At 73.3% G+C, this 21,683-nt stretch carries 23 protein-coding genes; 10 read left to right on the top strand and 13 right to left on the bottom strand.

Features of this window, described 5'->3' with window-relative positions; translation table 11 throughout:
* Positions 1-78: 78 nt before the first annotated feature.
* On the bottom strand, positions 79-705 hold the full coding sequence (locus CRP30_RS14980; protein ID WP_097184718.1) for a maleylpyruvate isomerase family mycothiol-dependent enzyme: 627 nt from the start codon (positions 703-705) through the stop codon (positions 79-81).
* Positions 706-791: 86 nt separating this feature from the next.
* Here CRP30_RS14980 and CRP30_RS14975 point away from each other — a divergent pair, with 86 nt between their 5' ends.
* On the top strand, positions 792-1,010 hold the full coding sequence (locus CRP30_RS14975; protein WP_097184717.1) for a hypothetical protein: 219 nt from the start codon (positions 792-794) through the stop codon (positions 1,008-1,010).
* A 21-nt stretch (positions 1,011-1,031) separates the two neighbouring features.
* Here CRP30_RS14975 and CRP30_RS14970 read toward each other — a convergent pair whose 3' ends face one another.
* On the bottom strand, positions 1,032-1,373 hold the full coding sequence (locus CRP30_RS14970) for a PspC domain-containing protein (RefSeq protein WP_097185008.1): 342 nt from the start codon (positions 1,371-1,373) through the stop codon (positions 1,032-1,034).
* Positions 1,374-1,525: 152 nt separating this feature from the next.
* On the opposite strand from CRP30_RS14970, the gene CRP30_RS14965 reads away from it, so the two are divergent.
* From CRP30_RS14965 to CRP30_RS14940, 6 genes are all read left to right on the top strand, one after another.
* On the top strand, positions 1,526-2,989 hold the full coding sequence (locus CRP30_RS14965) for a protein adenylyltransferase SelO (protein ID WP_097184716.1): 1,464 nt from the start codon (positions 1,526-1,528) through the stop codon (positions 2,987-2,989).
* A 182-nt stretch (positions 2,990-3,171) separates the two neighbouring features.
* Complete coding sequence (locus tag CRP30_RS22300; protein ID WP_143278474.1) at positions 3,172-3,810, top strand: PilZ domain-containing protein; 639 nt, start codon at positions 3,172-3,174, stop codon at positions 3,808-3,810.
* Positions 3,811-3,878: 68 nt separating this feature from the next.
* Positions 3,879-4,472, top strand: coding sequence for a carboxymuconolactone decarboxylase family protein (locus CRP30_RS14955; protein ID WP_097184714.1), 594 nt, complete (start codon positions 3,879-3,881; stop codon positions 4,470-4,472).
* A complete protein-coding gene (locus tag CRP30_RS14950) occupies positions 4,469-5,338 on the top strand; it encodes an RNA polymerase sigma-70 factor (RefSeq protein ID WP_097184713.1) in 870 nt (289 codons plus the stop codon). Before CRP30_RS14955 ends, CRP30_RS14950 begins: the two co-directional genes overlap by 4 nt.
* 116 nt (positions 5,339-5,454) lie before the next feature.
* A complete protein-coding gene (locus CRP30_RS14945; RefSeq protein WP_097184712.1) occupies positions 5,455-5,955 on the top strand; it encodes a hypothetical protein in 501 nt (166 codons plus the stop codon).
* Between the two features lie 154 nt (positions 5,956-6,109).
* The gene (locus CRP30_RS14940) at positions 6,110-7,294 is read left to right on the top strand and encodes an NAD(P)/FAD-dependent oxidoreductase (protein WP_097184711.1); all 1,185 of its coding nucleotides are present in this window, start codon (positions 6,110-6,112) and stop codon (positions 7,292-7,294) included.
* Between the two features lie 16 nt (positions 7,295-7,310).
* Here the strand turns inward: CRP30_RS14940 and ychF are convergent, their stop codons facing one another.
* Positions 7,311-8,384, bottom strand: a complete 1,074-nt coding sequence (gene ychF, locus CRP30_RS14935) for a redox-regulated ATPase YchF (RefSeq protein WP_097185007.1) — start codon at positions 8,382-8,384, stop codon at positions 7,311-7,313.
* 120 nt (positions 8,385-8,504) lie between these two features.
* Between ychF and CRP30_RS14930 the strand changes: the two genes are divergently transcribed.
* Positions 8,505-8,885: a hypothetical protein gene (locus CRP30_RS14930; RefSeq protein ID WP_097184710.1), complete on the top strand. Its 381-nt coding sequence runs from the start codon at positions 8,505-8,507 to the stop codon at positions 8,883-8,885.
* On the opposite strand, the gene CRP30_RS14925 is transcribed toward CRP30_RS14930, so the two are convergent.
* Complete coding sequence (locus CRP30_RS14925) at positions 8,857-10,056, bottom strand: MFS transporter (protein WP_097184709.1); 1,200 nt, start codon at positions 10,054-10,056, stop codon at positions 8,857-8,859. The genes CRP30_RS14930 and CRP30_RS14925 overlap by 29 nt on opposite strands.
* Positions 10,057-10,113: 57 nt before the next feature.
* Here CRP30_RS14925 and CRP30_RS14920 point away from each other — a divergent pair, with 57 nt between their 5' ends.
* A complete protein-coding gene (locus tag CRP30_RS14920) occupies positions 10,114-11,070 on the top strand; it encodes an ArsR/SmtB family transcription factor (RefSeq protein WP_097184708.1) in 957 nt (318 codons plus the stop codon).
* A gap of 16 nt (positions 11,071-11,086) precedes the next feature.
* Here CRP30_RS14920 and CRP30_RS14915 read toward each other — a convergent pair whose 3' ends face one another.
* The 9 genes from CRP30_RS14915 to CRP30_RS14875 form a co-directional block, all read right to left on the bottom strand.
* Positions 11,087-12,295: an HNH endonuclease signature motif containing protein gene (locus CRP30_RS14915; protein ID WP_097184707.1), complete on the bottom strand. Its 1,209-nt coding sequence runs from the start codon at positions 12,293-12,295 to the stop codon at positions 11,087-11,089.
* Positions 12,296-12,407: 112 nt separating this feature from the next.
* Positions 12,408-13,046, bottom strand: a complete 639-nt coding sequence (locus CRP30_RS14910) for a response regulator (RefSeq protein WP_097184706.1) — start codon at positions 13,044-13,046, stop codon at positions 12,408-12,410.
* Positions 13,043-14,302: a sensor histidine kinase gene (locus tag CRP30_RS14905; protein WP_235003423.1), complete on the bottom strand. Its 1,260-nt coding sequence runs from the start codon at positions 14,300-14,302 to the stop codon at positions 13,043-13,045. The genes CRP30_RS14910 and CRP30_RS14905 overlap by 4 nt, the downstream gene beginning before the upstream one ends.
* Positions 14,299-15,132, bottom strand: coding sequence for an ABC transporter permease (locus CRP30_RS14900; protein ID WP_097184704.1), 834 nt, complete (start codon positions 15,130-15,132; stop codon positions 14,299-14,301). Before CRP30_RS14900 ends, CRP30_RS14905 begins: the two co-directional genes overlap by 4 nt.
* The gene (locus tag CRP30_RS14895) at positions 15,129-16,055 is read right to left on the bottom strand and encodes an ABC transporter ATP-binding protein (RefSeq protein ID WP_097184703.1); all 927 of its coding nucleotides are present in this window, start codon (positions 16,053-16,055) and stop codon (positions 15,129-15,131) included. Before CRP30_RS14895 ends, CRP30_RS14900 begins: the two co-directional genes overlap by 4 nt.
* A gap of 101 nt (positions 16,056-16,156) precedes the next feature.
* Positions 16,157-16,570 (bottom strand): MmcQ/YjbR family DNA-binding protein, encoded by a 414-nt coding sequence (locus CRP30_RS14890; protein WP_097184702.1) that lies wholly within the window; start codon positions 16,568-16,570, stop codon positions 16,157-16,159.
* A gap of 28 nt (positions 16,571-16,598) precedes the next feature.
* On the bottom strand, positions 16,599-18,878 hold the full coding sequence (locus CRP30_RS14885) for an ATP-binding cassette domain-containing protein (RefSeq protein ID WP_097185006.1): 2,280 nt from the start codon (positions 18,876-18,878) through the stop codon (positions 16,599-16,601).
* A gap of 83 nt (positions 18,879-18,961) precedes the next feature.
* Positions 18,962-19,789, bottom strand: coding sequence for an ABC transporter permease (locus CRP30_RS14880; protein ID WP_097184701.1), 828 nt, complete (start codon positions 19,787-19,789; stop codon positions 18,962-18,964).
* Complete coding sequence (locus tag CRP30_RS14875) at positions 19,786-20,751, bottom strand: ABC transporter ATP-binding protein (RefSeq protein WP_097184700.1); 966 nt, start codon at positions 20,749-20,751, stop codon at positions 19,786-19,788. Before CRP30_RS14875 ends, CRP30_RS14880 begins: the two co-directional genes overlap by 4 nt.
* A 101-nt stretch (positions 20,752-20,852) precedes the next feature.
* Between CRP30_RS14875 and CRP30_RS14870 the strand changes: the two genes are divergently transcribed.
* Positions 20,853-21,626, top strand: a complete 774-nt coding sequence (locus CRP30_RS14870; protein WP_097184699.1) for a TetR/AcrR family transcriptional regulator — start codon at positions 20,853-20,855, stop codon at positions 21,624-21,626.
* Positions 21,627-21,683: the final 57 nt, after the last annotated feature.

The following is a 21,683-nucleotide window of genomic DNA, read 5'->3' as shown; positions in this document are numbered from 1 at the left end:
CGGAGGAGATGTTCCGCCGCGGGATCGTCGGACGACGGCAGACGGGTCCGGAGGCCGCGCCCACCGCCGGGCCTGCTGTCAGACGGCCGGCGAGAGGCGTGCAGGAGCCGGCCCGTGCAGCCGTCCGCCCGGGACCCTCCGGGCGCACACCAGCAGGAGGAGGTCCTGTGCCCGACCACGGACCGGCTCGCCGGTCCCCCAGGTCCAGTCGACGTCGTCCGCCTGCAGCCGCACGCCGTCGAGGTCCACACCGAGGGCGCGCTGCTCTCCCTCCAGGCCCCCGAGCACCATCGCCACCCTCTCCGGAGCGACGAGGTGGTCCAGTCCCAGGGGTACTGCTACGTCGAGCCCGTGGATGACGTCGTGCGACAGCGCGCCGAGCAGTCCCCCGCCGGGCGGCACCCAGGGGTGCTCGACGTCGTCCCGCAGGGACTCCCACAGCTGCCCGGCGGAGAGCTGCCCGGCGTCGATGCGGGCACGGCGGTCGGCCATCCGCTCCGCGCTCCCCCGAGCCTTCACCATCTCCCAGGCGACCCTGGGTGCGGAGTACCGGAAGGGCATGGTGGTGTGGGCCAGGACCTCCCGCACCCGCCAGCCGGAGCAGAGGCTGGACACGTCCCACTGCTCCTCCGACAGCGACGCGTAGAGCTCCAGCTGAGCCCGTCGCTCGGCGACGATCGCCGCCCGGATCTCCTGCTCGGACATCGGGTGCTCCTTCCGCGGGGAGCCGTTGCGCCGAATGTTCGGTGGGCCGTCACCCTGCCGACACCTCGGGTGCGCACTCTCGTGCCATGACCGCCAGCCTCTTCGTGATCGGCACGGACGCCCCCCGCTCCGGGGCGGGCCACCACGTCGTGTTCCCGGGGATGGCCCATGCGGTGGCCAGGCCGGTGGTCGACGGCCTGGACGCGTCCGTCTGCGGTGTCCTGGTCACGGCGGCGGCCGGGGCCGACTGGAGCGACGACCGCGATGCCCCGCGGTGTGCGGAGTGCTCGCGGATCGCCGGCTGACGGTCGCGACGCCGACGCCGGTCAGGCCTGCGGGCCGGTCGCCCGGGCGCCGGACAGTCGGGCGTGGATGCGCCCGATCAGCTGTTCCAGCGGGCTGGGCTCGTCACCGGGACGCAGCGGTCCCGACGGCATGAGGACCCACAGGAGCAGGTAGATCGCGACACCGGCACCGCCGGCGAGGGTGAGGCCGACGAAACCGACCCGCCAGAGGACGGGATCGATGCCGCTGTACTCGGCCAGCCCACCGCTGACGCCACCGATCATGCGGTCGGTGCCGCTGCGGCGGAGCTGGGGCCGGGCCGGCGGCGGGAGCTGCTCGGCGGACGGGGATTCGGACGGGGTGGTCGGGACTGCGTTGGTCATGCCACGAGCCTGCCGAGCGACGAACCGCAGGAACATCCGGTAACCCCCGGACCGATCCCTGGTTCCGCGGTCAGGGTGCCCCGCACGGTGCCGCCGTCGGGCACCGACCGCTCCCCCGGCCGGAGCAGGCGTTCGCACGTACATTCGGGAAGGTGAGCGTCGCCCCCGCACCGACCGTCCACCTCGGGAACCGCTTCGCGCGCGAGCTCGCTGAGCTGGCCGTGCCGTGGCAGGCCGAGGACGCCCCCGACCCCCGACTGCTCGTGCTGAACGAGCCGCTGGCCACGGAGCTCGGCCTGGACACCGACTGGCTGCGCGGACCGGCCGGCCTGGGTCTGCTCACCGGGACCGCCGTCCCGGACGGCGCCACCCCGGTGGCCCAGGGCTACGCCGGGCACCAGTTCGGCGGCTACTCCCCCCGGCTCGGCGACGGACGGGCCCTCCTGCTCGGGGAGCTGACCGGCGACGACGGCCGGCTCCTGGATCTGCACCTCAAGGGCTCGGGCCGGACGCCCTTCGCCCGGGGTGGCGACGGGCTCGCTGCGGTCGGCCCGATGCTGCGGGAGTACGTCGTCAGCGAGGCGATGCACGCGCTCGGCATCCCGACGACCCGCTCGCTGGCCGTGGTGGCGACCGGCCGCCAGGTGCGCCGCGAGACGGTGCTGCCGGGCGCCGTCCTCGCCCGCGTGGCGAGCAGTCATCTGCGCGTGGGCAGCTTCCAGTACGCCCGGGCGACCGGCGACGTCGACCTGCTGCGCCGGCTCGCCGACCACGCCATCAGCCGCCACCACCCGGCCGCGGCGCAGGCGGAGCGCCCCTACCTCGCCCTCTTCGAGGGGGTGCTGGCGGCGCAGGCGTCGCTGGTGGCGCAGTGGATGCTGGTGGGCTTCGTGCACGGCGTCATGAACACCGACAACATGACGATCTCCGGCGAGACGATCGACTACGGGCCGTGCGCCTTCCTGGACGCCTACGACCCGGCGACCGTGTACAGCTCGATCGACTCCGGCGGGCGGTACCGCTACAGCAACCAGCCCCTGGCCGCGGAGTGGAACCTCGCGCGGCTGGCCGAGGCGCTCCTCCCCCTGCTGCACGACGACGAGGAGCAGGCCATCCCTGTCGCCGTCGAGGCGCTGCGTGGCTTCCGGCCGCGGTACGACGCCGCCTGGGCGGCCGGCATGCGCGCCAAGCTGGGTCTGCCGAGCACGGTCGCGGACGCGGACGTCTCGGCGCTGGTCGAGGACCTGCTGCGGCTGCTGGCCCGGGACCACGTCGACCTGACGTCGTTCTTCCGCGCGCTGGGCTCGGCGGCACGAGGCGACGCGGAGCCCGCGCGCCTGCTCTTCCTCGACCTCGCGGCGATCGACGCGTGGACCGCGCGCTGGCTGGCCCTCGCTCCGGATGCCGCGGCCATGGACCGGGTGAACCCGGTCTACATCCCGCGGAACCACCTCGTCGAGGAGGCTCTGGACGCGGCCACCGAGGGCGACGTCGCTCCGCTCGAGCGGTTGGTCGCGGCCGTGACAGCTCCCTACGACGAGCGTCCCGGCCTCGAGCGCTACGCCGCCCCGGCCCCGCAGGACTTCGGCGCCTACCGGACCTTCTGCGGGACCTGACCCCGCAGAAACCGATCAGCGATACCCCGGGGACGGCGCTCCAACCATCTTTTTCGCCGACGGGGGCACATGTGCTTCCGACACGCCGCTGTTCTGCAGCCGATCCGCCGGTCGTCCGGCTACTTTCCGCGGGACGGCAGGGGTGCCGCCGCACTGCTCTACCGCCGCGAGGAGACGCCCACGTGATCGACCTGGACCTGGATCGGCCGAGGACCAGCACCTCCGCCGACGTCACGCTCGTCTCCCGCGGGGTCACCGTGACCGCGAGCGTGGTGCTCGCGACCGCGGAGGTCGTCGTCGTCGGCCCCAGCGCGGGCGGGCTGGAATGGCTGGCCGGCGCTGTGACGGCGAACGACCCCGCCGAGCTCTACTGGATCGGCGGCACGGAGGAGTGGACCCTCGCGGGCACCGTCCTCGAGGTCGAGGACGGCGAGACGCCGCGCTGGCACATCGCCGTCAGCGGCCCCGCCGAGCGCAGCCAGCGGCGCAAGGCGGTGCGGGGTCGCGTGCAGCTCCCGGTCCTGATCCCGTGGGCCGGTGCGCTGATGACGGGCACGACGGTCGACCTCAGCGAGGGCGGCATGCGTGCGCTGATGGACGGCTGGGGCGTGCCCCCCGAGCCGTCGACCGCCGCGACGGCCACGCTCACCCTGGACGACCTGACCGTGGAGCTGCACGGCGAGATCGTGTGGACCGCTGCCCGTGGGCCCCGGTGGCTCATGGCCATGAAGTTCATGAACGTCCCCGAGCACGTCGGTGACGCGCTGCGGCGCCGGGTGTTCCAGGCCCTCCGGGACGAACGGGCCGCCGCCTCCGACTGAGCTGCGGGTGTCACACCCGGGTTCCGGCCGGTGTCTTCATGTCGACACCACCGCACCCAGGAGGAGACATGACGAGCAGCACCCGGGTCCCCGCCGCCGAGATCACCGGCGTCTACGGGGGCCTGCTCAAGATCGTGATGCGCAAGATGTTCGGCCAGGTGCCGGAAGCAGCCGGCGTCATGTGGCACTACCCGGCCGTCTTCAAGGACTCGATGGGCTTCGGCCGCAAGGTCGACTCGTGGAACCGGCTGGACCCCAACCTGGCGTCGTTCGCCGCCATGACCGCAGCGGGCGTGGTCGGGTGCAGCTTCTGCCTGGACCTCCACTACTTCATGGCCCACAACCGCGGGCTCGACGAGGCCAAGGCGCGGGAGGTGCCGCGGTGGCGGGAGTCCACCGCGTTCACCCCGCTGGAGCGGCGGGTCATGGAGTACGCCGAGGCGATGAGCCAGACCCCGCCGGCGGTGACCGACGAGATGACGGCGGCCCTGCTCGCGGCGCTGGGCGCTCCCGCGCTGGTGGAGCTGACCGCCAGGATCGGCATGATGAACATGACCGCGCGCGGCAACGTCGCCCTCGGGATCCACTCGGCGGAGTTCTCGGATGCCTGCGGCCTGCCGCCGCTGGCGACCGCCTCGACGGACGGCGTCGCCCGGGCATGACCGGAGACCCCTTCACCGCCCACCGCAGCCTGCTCTTCACCGTCGCCTACGAGATGCTCGGATCGGCCGCCGACGCCGACGACGTCGTGCAGGAGACGTGGCTGCGGTGGGCGGAGGTGGACCGGTCGGAGATCCGCGACGCGCGGGCGTACCTGGTCCGGATGGTCACCCGCCAGGCGCTCAACCGGCTGCGCACGATGTCCCGGCGCCGCGAGGACTACGTCGGGGAGTGGCTGCCGGAGCCGCTGCTCACCAGCCCGGACGTCGCCGACGACGTCGAGCTCGCCGAGAGCGTGTCGATCGCGATGCTGACCGTGCTGGAGACGCTCGCGCCGGTGGAGCGCGCGGTGCTCGTGCTCCGCGAGGTCTTCGACGTCCCGTACGAGGAGATCGCGGAGGCGGTGGACAAGTCACCCGCGGCGGTCCGCCAGATCGCCCACCGGGCACGCGGGCACGTCGCTGCGCGCCGCCCCCGGATGGCGGTGAGCCGCGCCGAGCAGCAGCAGGTCGTGGACCGCTTCCTCGCCGCGGTCACCGCCGGCGACATCCAGGGGCTCATGGACGTGCTCGCGCCGGACGTCGTCGTGGTCGCCGACAGCGGAGGGCTCGCACCGGCCGCGCGTCGGCCGATCACCGGCAGCGAGCGGGTGGCGAACGCGCTCTCGCGGTTCGCCCAGTTCGCACCGCGGGTGGAGATCACCACGCCGCTGGTCAACGGCACCGTGGCCGCGCGGATCGACGCGGGCGGCGAGTTCGACACGGCGATCACCTTCGTCGTGGAGGACGGCCGGATCACCCGCATGTACGCGATGCGGAACCCGCACAAGCTCCAGCGGCTGGACGAGGTGGCGGAGCTGCGGCGGTGACGCGTCCGCCTGTTGTTGGTGGCTCGCTCCTCTGCCGTGCGCTTCCAGCTCTCCCGGGAGTCACCTGCCGCCCGGAGGCTCGGCGTGCCCGGACGGAACCGACCCTGGAGGAAGCCATGACCACGCCGAAGCCGAAGTCACCGACCATCCCCACCGACGCCGCGCGCACCGAGGACGACACGCCTCGCACCGACATCCAGCAGAAGGGGGCCGGCGCTGAGCTCGAGGAGCTCAGCCGTACCCGCGACGACGCCGAGGACCGGGCCCGGGAGCTGCTGGCCGCCGAGGTCCTGCAGTCGGCCCGCAACGGGTCGCACGACGAGCGGGCCCGGCAGCTCGTCCTCGCCGTTCGCCGCGACCTGCTCGTGGAGTTGCGCGAGCAGGAGCAGGCGCAGGCCCGCCGTCGGCTGGCGGCCGCCGCCGACAGCAGCGAGGACGCCGTCGCGGGCGTCGTCCAGGGCGTGACGACGATCGTCCGCAGCCTGGTGCCGGCGGCGCTGGTCCGTCCGGAGGAGCTCATCGAGACGACCTTCGCGCTGGCCGACCAGGGTCTGCGCGTGGCCCGCCGCCTGGCCCTCGTGGTCACCGAGAACGTGCGCGGCCTCGTCACGACCTGACCCGGCGCGCTCGCCGGCCGGGTGGTCGCCAGGTCACGCTCCCGGCGACCACCCGGCCCCTCGCCGTGCGCGGCCGGGCCGCGCTCTGCAGGCTGGAGCCCGGTGGCCGAGCCGCGGCGGCGACCGATGTCCGCGGCCGTCAGTCGGGAGCGACGTGGAACGCGGCGGGATCCTCATCATCGGCGGCGGCAACGCCGGCATCTCCCTGGCCGCGCGGCTGATCCGCGACGGCGCCCGGGACGTCACCCTCGCGGCACCCCAGCCGGTCCACCGGTACAAGCCGCTGCTCAACTACGTCGGCGCCGGGGAGGCGACGATGGCCGATCTGGAACGCCCGATGGCCGACGTCGTCCCCGACGGGTGCACCTGGGTCCGCGACGCCGTCGAGGCGGTCGACCCGGCCGCCCTGACCGTGCGCACGCGCGGCGGGCGGACGCTCTCCTGCTCGACCCTCGTGCTCTGCCCGGGCCTCGTGGAGGACTGGGACGCCACGCCGGGGCTGCAGCAGGCGTACGCCGACGGGTGGGCCGCATCCACCTACGTGCCGGGCAGCGCGCCGCAGGTGTGGCCGAGGCTGTCGTCCCTGCGCCAGGGCTCGGTCGTCTTCACCGTGCCGCCGGAGCCGGCGTCCTGCAGCCCGACAGCGCTCAAGCCGCTGCTCATGGCGTGCGACCACTGGCAGCGGACGGGGGTGCTCGCCGATCTGCACGTCACGCTCGTCCTGCCGGCAGCGACCGGGACGGGCGTCCGGGAGGCAGACCGGGTGCTGGAGGCCGCCCTCGCGGACTACGGCGTCGAGGTGCTGCGGGATGCCCGCATCGAGAGCGTGGACTGGGACGTGCACGCGCTGACGGTGGCGACGCCGACCGGCCGCCGGGTGCTCCACGACGTCGCCTTCGCCCACGCCGTGCCGCACTACCGGGCACCGGGCTGGATCGCGGATGCCGGGCTCGCCTCCCGGCCTGCTCCCGGCCTGGTCGACGTCGACCCGGAGACGCTGCGTGCTCGGCGGCACGACTCGATCTGGGCGATCGGCGACGCGGCCGACCTCGCCACCCGCCCGTCGGGCGGCGCACTGCGGAAGCAGGTCGACGTCCTGTCCCGTAACCTGGCGGCCGTCCGGAGCGGGAGAGAGCTGACGAGGTACGACGGCTACACGGTCATGCCCATCACCGTCAGCCGACGGAAGCTCATGCTCAACGAGGTCGACCGCGACGGGCGGGCGAGCCCGTCCGTGCCCTTCGTGGACCCCTTCACGCCACGCCGCTGGGCGTGGCTGTTCGACCGCTACGTGCTGCCGCAGGTCTACTTCCGCCGCATCCTCCGCGGCAAGGTGTGACCCGCGGAGCCCCGGGTCAGACGTTGAAGCGGAACTCCACGACGTCGCCGTCCTGCATGACGTACTCCTTGCCCTCCATGCGGACCCAGCCCTTGGACTTGGCCTCGGCCATGGAGCCCGCCTCGACCAGCTGGTCGTAGGACACGATCTCGGCCTTGATGAAGCCGCGCTGGAAGTCGGTGTGGATGACGCCCGCGGCCTGCGGGGCGGTGGCGCCGACCGGGATGGTCCAGGCGCGCGCCTCCTTGGGGCCCGCGGTCAGATAGGTCTGCAGACCGAGGGTGGCGAAGCCGACCCGGGCCAGCTGGTCGAGGCCGGGCTCGTCCTGACCGATGCCGGCGAGCAGCTCCGCGGCCTCCTCGGCCGGCAGCTCGGCGAGCTCGGACTCGATCTTCGCGTCCATGAGGATCGCCTCGGCCGGGGCGACCATCGCCCGCAGCTCGGCGATCAGCTGCTCGTTGCCGAGCTCCTCCTCGTCCACGTTGAACACGTAGAGGAACGGCTTGGTGGTCATCAGCCCGAGCTCGCGCAGCGGCGCGGGGTCGATGCCGGCGGAGAAGAGGGTCTTCCCCTCGTCGAGGACCTTCTGCGCGTCGACGGCGGCAGCGTGCAGCGCGGCCCGCTCCTTGTCCTTGCGCATCTCCTTCTCCAGCCGCGGGATCGCCTTCTCGAGCGTCTGCAGGTCGGCCAGGAGGAGCTCGGTGTTGATCGTCTCGATGTCGTCCGCCGGGCTCACCTTGCCGTCGACGTGGACGACGTCGGGGTCGGTGAAGACGCGGATCACCTGGCAGATGGCGTCGCTCTCGCGGATGTTGGCCAGGAACTTGTTGCCGAGCCCCGCGCCCTCCGATGCACCGCGGACGATGCCGGCGATGTCCACGAACGACACCGTCGCCGGGATGATCTTCTGCGACCCGAAGATGTCCGACAGCTTCTCCAGCCGCGGGTCGGGCACGCCCACCACGCCGACGTTGGGCTCGATGGTGGCGAAGGGGTAGTTCGCCGCGAGGACGTCGTTCTTCGTCAGGGCGTTGAAGAGGGTCGACTTGCCGACGTTGGGCAGGCCGACGATCCCGATGGTGAGACTCACGGGGAACCAGCGTACGGGTGCCGGGGACCGGCGACCGCCGAGGCGGACGACGGCGGCTGCCCATGCGGCCGTCGGGACCCCGCTGTTGTCGCCACCGGCGGCATACGCCAAGGTCAGCGCATGATCGCCCGCCTCGTCGGCATCCTCGGCGCTCTCGTCCTCGCGGGTTGGCTGTACTGGCTCACCGCCCGGGTGCAGTTCTTGCTGACCCACGTCGAGTCGACCCTCGACCGTGCCGACCAGGCGCTCGCCGCGGCGATGGCGGTGGTCGCCGCTGCCCCGCCAACCCCTGCGCCGTCCGGAGACATGGCGCAGGGGCCGGTGGCCGGGCCGCCGGTTCCCGTGCCGCCGACCGGGCCGTCCCCGGCCGGCGGTCCCCCGACGGTGCCGTCCGGCATGGCCCTCGAGCTGGAGAAGCAGGCCCTCGTCGAACGCGCCTTCCCGGTGCACGGCGCACCGCGCCGGTTCACGTTCAAGGCGTCGGACGACGGGACCGCCTGAGTTCCACCGTGTCGGCTGCCCGCCGCAGCGCGGGCGTCAGCGCCAGCGACACCACGAGCGACGTCGCAGCGAGCGCCGACATGGCCACCCCCACCGGGATGATGTCGGCGAGACCGCCGGCCAGCACCGCACACACCCCCTGCAGCGTCATGCGCACCGACGACTCGACACCCAGCACCTGCCCGCGGAGCGCCGGTGCCGTGAGCGCGACCAGCCACTCCTGCTGCGTGAGCGAGGCGGCGTATCCGACTGTGGCGATCCCGACGAGGAGGACGGCGAGCGGAAGCCCCGGGTCGAGGGCGAAGGCGAGGAACGGGGCGGCCAGCAGGAGACGCAGTGCCGTGCTGGTGCGGCGTCGCGCTGCAGGGCTGAGGAAGCGGCCCACGACGAGGTCGCCGGTCATCATGCCGACCGCGCCGGCGGCCAGCAGCCAGCCGGCCTGCTCCGCCGCGTAGGGGACGAACAGCGCCTCGCAACCGACGACGAGGCCGTTCGGCAGGCACAGGGCGAGGACCAGCGTGCGGGTGTGGCGGTGCGCGAGCAGGTCCCGGTTGCCTCGCCAGGTCTCGCGGAGCCCGGCGCGCGCGGTGCGCCGAGGCGGCCGCTCGGCGATGCCGAAACGCAGGACCGGCACCGCCACGACGGCGGCCAGCGTGGCGAGCAGGAAGACCTGCGGCGCATCGAGGGTGCTCAGGAGCACCCCGCTCGTGGCGAAGCCGACGATCTGGAAGGCGCCGACGGCGACGTTCATCGTCGACCGGGCCAGCGGAAAGCTCTCCGTCGGCACGATCTCGCTGAGCAGTCCCCACCGCACACCCGAGCCGACCGAGAGGACGTAGGCCGCGCTCAGGACGAGGAGCAGGCGCGTCGTCGTGTCCAGGCCGGGGACCGTCTGCAGCCCGAGGGCGGCGGCGGTGAGCGCACCGACGATCGAGAGGCTCCGCCGCGGCGGGCTGGCATCGGCCGCCGACATCAGCGTCGTGGCGCCCAGCACCTGCGCTATCGACGGACCGAACATCGCGACCGCGGTGAGCAGGGCGGACCCGGTCTCCCGGTGGACGACGGTGGCCAGGGCGAGGCTCGACATCGTCGCGGCCACCGTCGAGAGGGCGGTGCTGGTCCACAGCGCCCGGAACTCCGGCTGGGCGAAGAGCGCCCGGTAGGTCAGCACCCGAGCAGGTTCGTCTGCGTCGGCCCGAGGTCCCAGAGTTTCGTCTAGGGTCGAAACGTGGGCGAGTTCATCGTCGACGCCGACGTGATGGCGCGCACCCGGTTCGGCATCTCGCAGCTGACGGAGTCCCTGGCCGGACTGGTGATCCTCCGGTCGCCCGACGTCCGGCCGTGGCACCGCGACTGGCGCGACGCGCACGTCGACGCGTTCCGCGCACGGGTCGCTGCCGACCCGGTCGCCGAGGCGCTGGTGGCTCACGCATTCGGTGCCAGCTGGACGGCCGACTTCCTCACCGTGCCGCCCACGGCGCCGGACCAGGCGCTGGAGGAGGAGCTGGCGTACCTCGAGTCGCTGGACGACGACCGCATCCGCGCCGACCTCGAGTTCGTTGCCGGAGCGCTCCCACCTGTGCTCACTGCGACCGGCCTGGCGAGCACCGCCGCCGAGCTGCTGCGGTGGGTCTGGCAGCACACGCTCAGCGACGACTGGGACCGTCGGTCGAGGGTCCTGCGTGCTGACGTCGTCTCCCGGACCGCCCGGCTCAGCAGCGAGGGGTGGTCCGGCGCTCTCGACGGCATCGCGCCCGGCGTGCGGTGGCTGTCCAACGGCCGGCTCCAGGTCAACGCGCACCCGTACCCGCCGCGGGACATCCGGGGCCGCGACCTGCTGCTCATCGCCGCGCACAGCCGCGGCAGCTGGGTGAGCTGGCGGCTGCCGGACACCTTCGCCGTCGTCTACCCGGTCACCGGGATGTTCGCCGCTGCCCCGCTCCCGCTGCCCGAGCCCCTGGTCCGGCTACTGGGCCGCAACCGGGCGCGACTGCTCGCCCGGCTCGGGACGCCGTCGAGCACCAGCGCCCTCGCCGCCGGTACCGGCCTGCCGATCGGCAGCGTGGGCGGGCACCTGCGGGTGCTGCTGGACGCGGGACTGCTCGAGCGGCGCCGCTCCGGGCGCGAGGTCCTCTACTGGCGCAGCTCTGCCGGGGAGTCGCTGGTGCAGGCGTCCGCGGACTGAGGGACGCGATCCAGCCTCAGACGAGCAGTGGTGTGCCGATCAAGATCTCGGTGTCGTCGGGCCGGAAGGTGCGCCATCGCCCGTCGGGTTCTCGTTGGACGCGGAACCCGTGGTGGACCTTGGTGTGGTGGCGTTCGCACAGGAGCGCTGAGTTCTCGAGGTTGGTCTCGCCCTGGTCGAGGACCCATTCCTCGACATGGTGGACGTCGCACCAGTGGCTGGGGGCGTCGCATCCGGCGAAGACGCAGTGATGGTCGCGGAGCTCGACGGCCCGTCGCAGCGGCTGTGGGACGACCCGCTTGGTGCGGCCGTGGTCGAGGGGGACACCGTCGGGGCTCATGACGACCCGGGTGACGACACTGTCGCAGGCCAGCCAGCGGGCCCGGGCGGCGGAGATGGTCGCCCCGAAACCGGTAGCACCGGTTCCAGAGCCGGTGGTCGGGTCGACGAGGTCGGCGAGCGGGATGGTGACGACGACGTGCGGCTTCATCGTCCGCAGGAACGGCAGGTTCCCGGCGGCGAGGGCGTTGTCGGCCAGCTGCACCAGGGCGTCGCCCAGCTGCTGGGTGCGGGTGCGCAGATCACCCTTCGGGCGGCAAGCCTGCACGATCGATTCCAGTGCGGCCTCGAGCTTCTCCCCGCCGACCGCGTCCAGCTCGCCGCGGATCACCCGGCGGCCGTCCAGCAGCTTGGCGATCGTCACCGACCGGCCCTCGACCGGGTCGGGCTCGGGGCCGTCGGGGTCCAGGCGGGTGAGGAAGTGGGCGACGGCCTGCCGCAGGTCGGTGTGCGGCCGGGTGGCGGCGACTCCGGCGAGGAGGGTGTCCAGCTCGGCGAGGTCGATGCCCTGCCCGACCGCTTCGGCCTGCACGCGGTTGCTGGCCACGGGCGAGATGACCGCGACCTGCTCGGCGGTCACCGCACCGACGGCGAACGCCTCTCGCAGCGCGGGCAGCTGGTCCAGTGCCCGGCCGTTGCCGATCAACCGGCTGATCTCCCCGGCCGACGACCGGGCGTGGGTGCGCAGCCACTGCTTCATCGACTTCAGGCCGTCGTGCTCGGAGGCCTGCACCGACTCGGCCCGCCGCACGGTGCCGGTCAGGAGGGCGTCCAGCCGGTTACGCGCCCGCACCAACCGCGCGGTCCGGTCCAGCAGCTGCGGCGCCACCAGGTCGTCGAGATCGTAGGCGGCGAGCGCAGCGAGCGTGGTCTCCAGCTCGTCCACGGCACCTCCCACCCGTTCGATCAGGTGTTCGGAGTTTACCGCGATCGAACGGCCCGGACAGCATGAACCCGCAGGTCAGCGCCATATCCACAGATCGGCAAGGCTGCTGGCATCAGCCTCCGGGACGGGGTAGCAGCCCACGTTCGACGGCCAGCATCACCGCACGTGTCCGGTCGTCCACCCCGAGCTTGGCGAACACCCGCAGCAGGTGCGTCTTCACCGTCGCCTCGCCGATGAACAGCTCGCGGCCGATGTCGGCATTCGTCAGTCCGCGGGCCACACCCGCGAGCACCTCCAGCTCGCGCGCCGTCGGCGCCTCCACCGCGGGCGCCCGCATCCGGGACACCAGCCGGGCCGCCACCGGCGGTGCCAGCACCGTCTCGCCACGCGCGGCCGCGCGCACCGCGTCGGCCAGCTGGGACAGCGGGGTGTCCTTGAGCAGGTAGCCGGTCGCGCCGGCCTCCACCGCCCGCACGATGTCGGCATCGGTGTCGTAGGTGGTCAGCACCAGGACCCGGACCCCCGGGTGCGCAGCCGCGAGACGCTCGGTCGCCGTCGCGCCGTCCATGCGCGGCATCCGCAGGTCCATCAGCACGACGTCCGGCGCGTGCTCGGCCACCGCGGCCAGTGCCTCCAGCCCGTCGCCGGCCTCGCCGACGACCTCGATGTCGGGCTGCGCGGCGAGCCATCCGACCACTCCGCCGCGCACCACCGGGTGGTCGTCGACCACCAGCACCCGGACGGTCGTCATCGGACGGGCACGCGCACGGTCACGCGCGTTCCCTCCCCCGGCGAAGAGACGACGTCGACCGCGCCGCCGACCTGCTCGGCCCGGTCGCGCAGCCCGGCCAGCCCGACACCGGGCGCCGACGCCGGGTCGAAGCCGACCCCGTCGTCCTCCACGTGCACCGACACCTGCCCCGCCTTCCCGGTCCCCACCCGGCTGACGCGCAGCACCACCGCCGTCGCCGCCGCGTGCCGGCGCACGTTGGCCAGCGCCTCCTGTGCCCCGCGCAGCAGCACGACCTCCTCGCTCCGGCTCAGCTCGGTACCGCCGTCTCCCAGGGCCGCCGTGTCCAGCCGGGTGGCCAGCCCCGTCTCGCGACCGAACCGCTCCACCAGCCGCTCGAGCGCCTCGACCAGCGTCGCCGAGTCGAGCGCCACCGGCGCGAAGGCCGCCACCATGGCGCGCGCCTCGGCGAGGTTCTCCCGCGCGACCTCCTCGATCAGCGCCACGCGCTCCGCGACGTCCTCGGCCCCGGGCGGCAACCCCGCCGCGACGGTCTGCGCCAGCACGACGATGCTGGTGTAGCCCTGCGCCAGGGTGTCGTGCACCTCGCGGGCCAGCCGCTCCCGCTCGGCCAGCACGCCCCGGTCGTGGTGGGCGGCCGCGAGCTCGGCCCGGGTGCTCTCCAGCTGCTCGATGAGCTCGGCGCGCTGCTCGCTCTGCGCCAGCACGCGGCTGATCCACAGGCCCAGCGCCAGGCTGAACACCAGGCTGATCGCCGTCTCCAGCAGCACCTCTCGGGCGTTGTCACCCGAGTCGGGGCGGAACAGTGGCCCGACGGTGGTCGCGGCCGCCAGCAGCACCGTCCAGAAGGCGCCCGCGGGCCGGCCCTGCACGACGAACCAGACGTGCGGATAGGCGAGGAACAGCAGGAAGAACAGCGACGGCGCGACCCAGCCGAGGACGCCGAAGGCCGCGACGAGGGTGACGAGGTAGGTCACGCCGAGCACCGCCCGGCCGTCCCGGAAGGCCGGGGCCCCGGCCAGTACGTACGCCACGGCCAGCACGCCCAGCACGAGAAGGGCGACGCTCCGGTCGGTTCCCTCGACGCCGTTCTGTCCGAGCAGCGCCGCGACGACGGCGAGACCCCACACCATCGCCGAGATGACGTGCAACCCGGTGACCGTCGTCCGCCAGCCGCGTTCGGACAGCGGCGCGGCCGCCTCCTCGTCCCCGGACGGGGGGAGGAAGGCGGCCGACCACCGGCGGAGAGCTGTCACCCCTCGCTCCGGCGCCACCGGAAGGTCCGCACGCACACCACGGCACCGATGATCACCCATGCGGCAAGCACCAGGGCCGTCCTGCCGTGCTCCCACCCACCGGCGACCTCGAACGCGGCCGCCTCCTCGGGCAGGAACGCCGACCGCATGCCCTGTGTCAGCCACTTCAGGGGGAAGATGGCCGCCGCCTGCTGCATCCAGCTCGGCAGCTCCGTGAACCCGAAGAAGACCCCGGAGAAGAACTGCAGCACGATCGCGAAGGCGGAGATACCGGTCGTGACCGACGCCGCGCTGCCGGGGAGGGCCGAGACCGCGACGCCCAGCACCGTGCCGGCCAGCGCACCGAGGACGGCCACCCACGCGAAGGTCAGCCAGTGATCCAGGTCGGCCGGCATCGGGACGTCGTACCCGTAGCGGGCCAGCGGCAGGAGCAGCGCCAGCTGCGCCGCCGTGGTGACCAGCACCTGCCCCGCCTTGCCCGCGAAGTACGCGACCGGCGGTGTGCCCAGGACCTGCAGCCGCTCCAGCTGACCGTTCTCCCGCTCGGTCGCGATCGCCGTCCCGAGCGCCTGGAAGCTGGTCAGCATGATGCCGGTCGCAGCGATCCCGGCCAGGAAGTACTGGGTGAACGGGACGTCGCCGGGCCGCTCGTCGCCCCCGAGCACGGCCGCGAAGATCACCAGCATGATCACCGGGTAGGCGAAGGAGAACACCACCTGCTGGCGCTCCCGGAAGAACAGCTTCAGCTCCAGGCCCACTCTGCGGACGGCGATCCGCGCTGCGGACGGCGGCGCGGTGCGAGGAGCAGGCGCGGGGAGGACGGTGGTCATCGGGGGTCTCCCTCGGAGTCGGTGCAAACGGTGGACGGGGCGCCGACCAACGAGAGGTAGACGTCCTCGAGGCTCGGCCGGGTGACGGTGAGGCCGGGCAGGTCACCGGTGACGCTGGTCGCGAGCAGGTCCCGCAGCACGACTCCCGGCGTCGCGGTGCGCACCTCCCGCACCGCGCCGTCCTCCGACCAGCGCACCGTGGCCAGCCGGCGCAGCTCGGCACCGAGCTCGTCGGGCGGAGCCACCTCGACCAGCCGGCCATCGGCGATGACGCCCACCCGGTCGGACAGCTCGGCGGCCTCGTCGAGGTAGTGGGTGGTGAGCAGCACGGTGGCTCCCTCCGCGCGCAGGCCGCGGATCAGCTCCCAGAACTGCCGTCGCGCGACGGGGTCCATCCCGGTCGTCGGCTCGTCGAGGAAGACGAGTTCCGGCCGGCCCTGCACGCCGAGCGCGACCTCCAGGCGGCGCCGCTGCCCGCCGGACAGCCGGCCGACCCGCGTGCCGGCCTTCTCCTCGAGCCCCACGGCGGCGATCAGCTCCGCCGTCGGCCTCGGTGTCGCGTGGTAGCCGGAGAAGTGGTCGAGGATCTCGCGCACGCTGAGCTCCTGCGCGGCGCCCGAGCCCTGGCTGACGACGCCGACGCGGGCCCGCCAGTCGCGTCCGGCGGACGCGGGGTCGACGCCGAGGACGCGCACGTCCCCGCCGTCCCGCTTCCGCACCCCCTCGAGGATCTCGATCGTCGTCGTCTTCCCGGCGCCGTTGGGGCCGAGGAGGGCGAAGACCTCGCCCCGGGCCACCTCGAGGTCGAGGCCGTCGACGACGGCCCGATCCCCGTACCGCTTGACCAGTCCGCGCAGTTGCACGGCCGGTTCCGTCCGCGTCGCCGCACCGTCGGAGCGGGGCGCAGCCTGTGTCGTCGTCATGCAGGAAGCGTGTCGCCGCGGACCCTGCACCCGGAACCGTCGAACCGCTGGTCCGCCGTCCACCGGCCGGTGGACGGCGGACCTCCACCGGACGGTCCGGTTCAGCCGACGGGCGCCTCGTCGCCCGGCGGCCGGATGACCGAGGCGGCGAGGCGCTGGGGCGCCAGGAGGCAGTAGCTGTCGGTCAGCAGCTCCCTTATCTCGGCCCAGTCGACGTCGCCGTCCATGAGCCTGCCGACCTCGTCCCCGCGCCAGGGTGCGGCGAAGAACGGCGGACCCGTCCGGCGCAGCGTCTCCAGCTCCAGGCCCGACGACCGGAAGGTGAGGATGGTGCACGGACCCGCCGTCCCTGCGGCGCGGGCGTGGGACTGCGGCCGCCCCTGCTCGATCGTCAGGAGGTGCGCGAAGGTCCGGCCGCGGATGCGCCACCGGGTGCCGACCCAGGCGGCTTCCTCGTAGGCGTCCGGCAGGGCGAGCGCGACCGCCCGCACGCCGGCGACGAGTCCGTCGTGCACGCTCCTCCCTCCCGATCCCGCGAAGCGGTCAGACCGCCGCGGCCTCCGGCGTCCGCACGTGGGCCCGGAGGTGCTCCGCGGTCAGCGTGTCCGCCGCCAGCAGGTCGCCGGGCGTCCCCTGGAACACGATCCGGCCGCCGTCGTGCCCGGCGCCCGGTCCCAGGTCGATCACCCAGTCGGCGCGCGCGATGACGTCGAGGTCGTGCTCGACCACGACCACCGTCCGGCCGCCGTCGACCAGCCTGTGCAGCAGTCCCACCAGCCGGTCGACGTCGTCCATGTGCAGCCCCGTCGTGGGCTCGTCGAGGACGTAGACCGAGCTGTCCCCGGTCATCTCCACGGCCAGCTTCAGCCGCTGGCGCTCCCCACCGGACAGCGTGGAGAGCGGCTGGCCGAGGGTGATGTAGGGCAGCCCGACGTCGGCCAGCGCGGCGAGCACCGGCTGCAGCGGCTTCTCGGTGAGGAACTCCCGGGCCTCGTCGACGGTCAGCTCCAGCACCTCGCTGATGTTCTTGCCGCGCAGCCGGTAGGTGAGCACCTCCTCGGTGAACCGGCGCCCCTCGCACGCCTCGCAGACGCTGACCGCGGTGTCGAGGTAGGCGAGATCGGTGTAGATCAGGCCGAGCCCCTTGCACTGCGGGCAGGCGCCCTCGGAGTTGGCGCTGAACAGTGCCGGCTTGACGCCGTTGGCCTTCGCGAACGACTTGCGGATGGTGTCGAGCATCCCGGTCCACGTCGCGGTGTTCGAACGGGTCGAGCCGCGGGTCAGCTTCTGGTCGACGACGACGACGTCCCGGTGCTGCTTGGGCAGGACGCCGAGCACCAGCGAGGACTTCCCCGATCCGGCCACCCCGGTGACCACCGTCAGCACCCCGGTGGGGACGTCGACGCTCACTTCGGCCAGGTTGTGCAGGGTCGCGTGCTCGATCCGCAGGGCACCCGTCGCGGGTCGCGGTGCCGGGTTGGCCTCGTGCACCCGGTCAAGGTGCCGGCCGGTGAGCGTGCCGGAGCGACGCAGCCCCTCGACCGGGCCCTCGTAGACCACGTGCCCACCGTGCGTGCCGGCGCCCGGGCCCATGTCGATGACGTGGTCGGCGACCGCGACCACCTCGGGCTCGTGCTCCACGACGAGCACCGTGTTGCCCTTGTCGCGCAGCCGCAGCAGCAGCTCGTTGAGCCGCTGCACGTCGTGGGCGTGCAGCCCCACCGTGGGCTCGTCGAACACGTAGGTGATGTCGGTCAATGCCGAGCCGAGGTGCCGCACCATGCGCACCCGCTGCGACTCCCCGCCCGACAGCGTCGAGGTGGACCGGTCCAGGGAGAGGTACCCCAGCCCGATGTGCACCAGGTCGCCGAGCAGCGCCGCCAGACCGTCGAGCAGCCGCTGGAGCGGCGGCGCCTCGGTCCGGCGGACGAACGCGAGCAGCTCGTCGACCTGCATGGCCGCGCAGTCGGCGATGGAGACGCCGTCGATGCGGCAGTTGCGGGCCGGCTCGCTCAGCCGGGTGCCGCCGCAGGCCGGGCACGGCCCCGAGGTCGTGATGCGCTCGATCGCCGTGCGGATGTGCGGCTGGAGGTCGGCCAGCTCCTTGGTCAGGTAGGACCGCTGGAAGCTGGTGATGATGCCCCGGTAGGTGAGGTTCATCTTCCCGTACTTGAGCTTGACCTCCTCGCCGTACAGCAGGCGCTGCCACTCCTCGTCGGTGTAGTCGCGCAGCTTCTTGGTCGTGTCGAAGAAGCCGGAGTGGGCGTAGATCGTCCACGGCCAGGAGTCGACGGCGTGGCCCGGGAAGCGGATCGGGTCCTCGTCCAGGCTCCGGTCGCGGTCGAGCAGCTCGTCGACGTCGATGCTGCTGGCGCGGCCGAGGCCCTCGCACTCGGGGCACATGCCGGCCGGGTCGTTGAAGCCGAGCGCGGACGCCGGGTGCACCGGCGGCTGTCCGAGGCGGGAGAAGAGGATCCGCAGCAACGACGACGCGTCGGTCGCCGTCCCGACCGTCGAGCGGGCGTTGCTGCCCATGCGGGCCTGGTCGACCACGATGGCCGCCGACAGGTTGTCGACGGAGTCGACGTCGGGCCGCCCGTAGTGCGGCAGGAACGACTGGACGAAGGCCGAGTACGTCTCGTTGATCAGCCGCTGCGACTCCGCCGCCACGGTGTCGAACACCAGCGAGGACTTGCCCGATCCCGACACCCCGGTGACCACCGTGAGCTGCCGCTTGGGGATGTCCAGCGACACGTCGCGCAGGTTGTTCTCCCGCGCGCCCCGCACCTCGATCGCGCCATAGCCGGTCTCGTAGCCGGTCACGTCCACCTCTTCCTCTCGCGCCCGACCCTCTGACGACTGGCCGTCATGGTGGACGACTCCTCTGACATCTCCGACTGAGCGGTTCACCGGGAGAGACCCTGGAACCGCCGCACGCTGAGCACGGCGAAGACGGCGGTGAGCAGCACCGGCCAGGCCACCGCCAGCAGCAGCGCGTGGTCGGTCGCCCAGCCGCCGCCGCTGTCCACCGGCGCCCCGAACAGCTCGCGGACGGCCGTCACCGTGCCGGCGACCGGGTTCCACTCCGCGACGGTCGCCAGCCAGCCCGGCATGGACGACGCCGCCACGAACGCGTTGGACAGAAAGGCGAACGGCCACACCAGGATCTGCACCGCCATCACCGCGCTCGGGTCCCGGGCGAGCAACCCGAGGTAGATCCCCATCCAGAGGAAGGCCAGCCGCAGCAGGAGCAGCAGCCCGACGGCGGCCAGCGCGGGGACGAGGCCGTCGGGGCGCCAGCCGAGGGCGAGCGCGGCGACGACCAGCACGACCAGGCCGACGACGGAGGACGCCATGTCGGCCAGGCACCGCCCGGCGACCACCGCCGAGGGTGCCATCGGCAGCGAGCGGAACCGGTCGGTGATGCCGCGCGCGGTGTCGGTGACGACGGCGGTCATGGTCGCCTCGACGCCGAAGACCATGGCGAGCGCCAGCATCCCGGGCACCAGGAAGTCGCGGTAGTCGCCGCCACCCGGCACGACCATGCCGCCGCCCAGCAGGTAGGTGAACATCAGCAGCAGGAGCACCGGGAACAGCGCTCCCACGAGGACGGCGGCCGGCCGGCGTCGCCAGTGGGCGACGTCCCGTCCGGCCACGGCCAGGGCGTCGGCCACGGCCCAGCGGAACCGTCCGACGGTCCCCGGTTCCGCCGGGGTCGCGTGCAGCGCGGTCATGCCGGCACCTCCGTGCGCTCGTCGTCCCGACCGGTGATCCGCAGGTACGCCTCGTCCAACGTGGTCGGCCGCAGGACGACGTCGTCGACGGCGATCCCGGCCTCGTCCAGCGCCCGGACGACGGTCCCCACGACGCCGTGCCGCCGGGTGACGGGCACGACCACCCGCTCCCCCGGACCGGTCGCCGTGGCCACCCGCGCCGACGCTGCCGCCCGTTCGGCGAGCCGGGCCGCCTCCTCCGCGCGTCCTGGGTCGGACACCACCAGCTCCAGCCGGTCCCCACCGATCGCGGCGGTCAGCTCGCCCGGCGTCCCGCGGGCGACGACCCGCCCCCCGTCCAGGACGCACACGTCGTCGGCCAGTTGCTCGGCCTCCTCCAAGTACTGCGTGGTCAGCAGCACCGAGGTGCCGCCGGCCACGAGCGCCCTGACCGCCTCCCAGACGTCGCGCCGTCCCGCCGGGTCGAGCCCGGTCGTCGGCTCGTCGAGGAACAGCACCTCCGGCGCCAGCACCAGCCCGGCGGCGATGTCCAGCCGCCGGCGCATCCCCCCGGAGAACTCGCGCACCGGCTTGTCCCCGACGTCGGCCAGCCCGACCTGCTCGAGCAGCTCGTCGGCGCGCACCCCGGCGTCCCGCCGGCCGAGGTGGTGGAGGCGGGCGAACAGCACGAGGTTCTGCCGCGCCGCGAGGACGTCGTCCACGGCGGGCTGCTGACCGATGAGGCCGATCCGTCGGCGCACGGCGCGCGGGTGCCGGACGACGTCGATGCCGGCCACCTGCACCCGGCCGGCGTCCGGCCGCACCAGCGTCGTCAGGATCCGCACCGCGGTCGTCTTGCCCGCGCCGTTCGGCCCCAGCAGGGCGCAGACCGTCCCGCTCCCGACGTCCAGATCGACGCCGTCCAGCACCACCTTCTCCCCATACCTCTTGGTGAGTCCCGCTACCTCGATCGCACGTGCCACGAGCTACCTCCGTACGCTGTACGTGGTTAGGCCGAGCGACAACGTACGCCGTACGGAGATATTCCGCCAGCGGCATTCCGGGGATGCGGGAGAGTGAGGACATGGCCACCGAGTTCACGGGCACCGGCGACCCCGCCCGCAGCATGGCCCTGCTCTGGCGCACCCCGAGCAGCGACGGCTCCCGCCCCGGTCCCAGGTCGGCGCTGGACGTCGACCGGATCGTGGCGGCGGCCGTCCGCATGGCCGACGCGGAGGGCCTGGCCGCGGTCTCGATGCGCCGGGTGGCCGGTGACCTGGGGGTGGGTGCCATGACCCTCTACAGCCACGTCCCCGGCAAGGGCGAGCTCGTCGACCTGATGCTCGACTCCGTCCTGGGCGAGCTCTACCCCGACGAGGACGTGCTCGCCTCCGGTGGTTGGCGGACCCGGTTGAAGACCGTGGCCCAGGCCAACTGGGACTTCTACCTCGCCCATCCGTGGGCGGCACACCTCGCCACCGGCCGGCCGCCGCTGGGCCCGTCCCTGATGCGCAAGTACGAGCTGGAGCTGCGCGCCGTCGACGGGTTCGGGCTCTCCGAGGTGCAGATGGACCTGCTCGTCACGCTCGTCACCGGCTTCGTCCGCGGCACGGTCAGCGGGGTGCAGGAGAAGGCCGACGCCGAGCGGGTGACCGGCATCAGCGAGGACCAGTGGTGGGCGGCGACCGAGCCGTACGTCGCCCAGGTCTTCGATCCGGAGCGGTTCCCGACCGCCGCCCGGGTCGGACCGGTCGCCGGGGAGGAGCTCGGCGCCGGCGACCCGCACCGCTCGTTCGAGTTCGGCCTGGAGCGGCTGCTCGACGGCATCGGCGTCCTCATCCTGGACGCCTCCCGCTGACTTCCGGGCGCTCCACGGCCCCGTCTCCAGTCGCACGGCGACGTCCGAAAACCGCCA

This window comes from Blastococcus haudaquaticus (assembly GCF_900230285.1).
In the GTDB taxonomy this organism is placed as follows: domain Bacteria; phylum Actinomycetota; class Actinomycetes; order Mycobacteriales; family Geodermatophilaceae; genus Blastococcus_B; species Blastococcus_B haudaquaticus.
The sequence above is the reverse complement of the archived record's forward strand: the minus strand, read 5'-3'. Positions and strand labels throughout refer to the sequence as shown.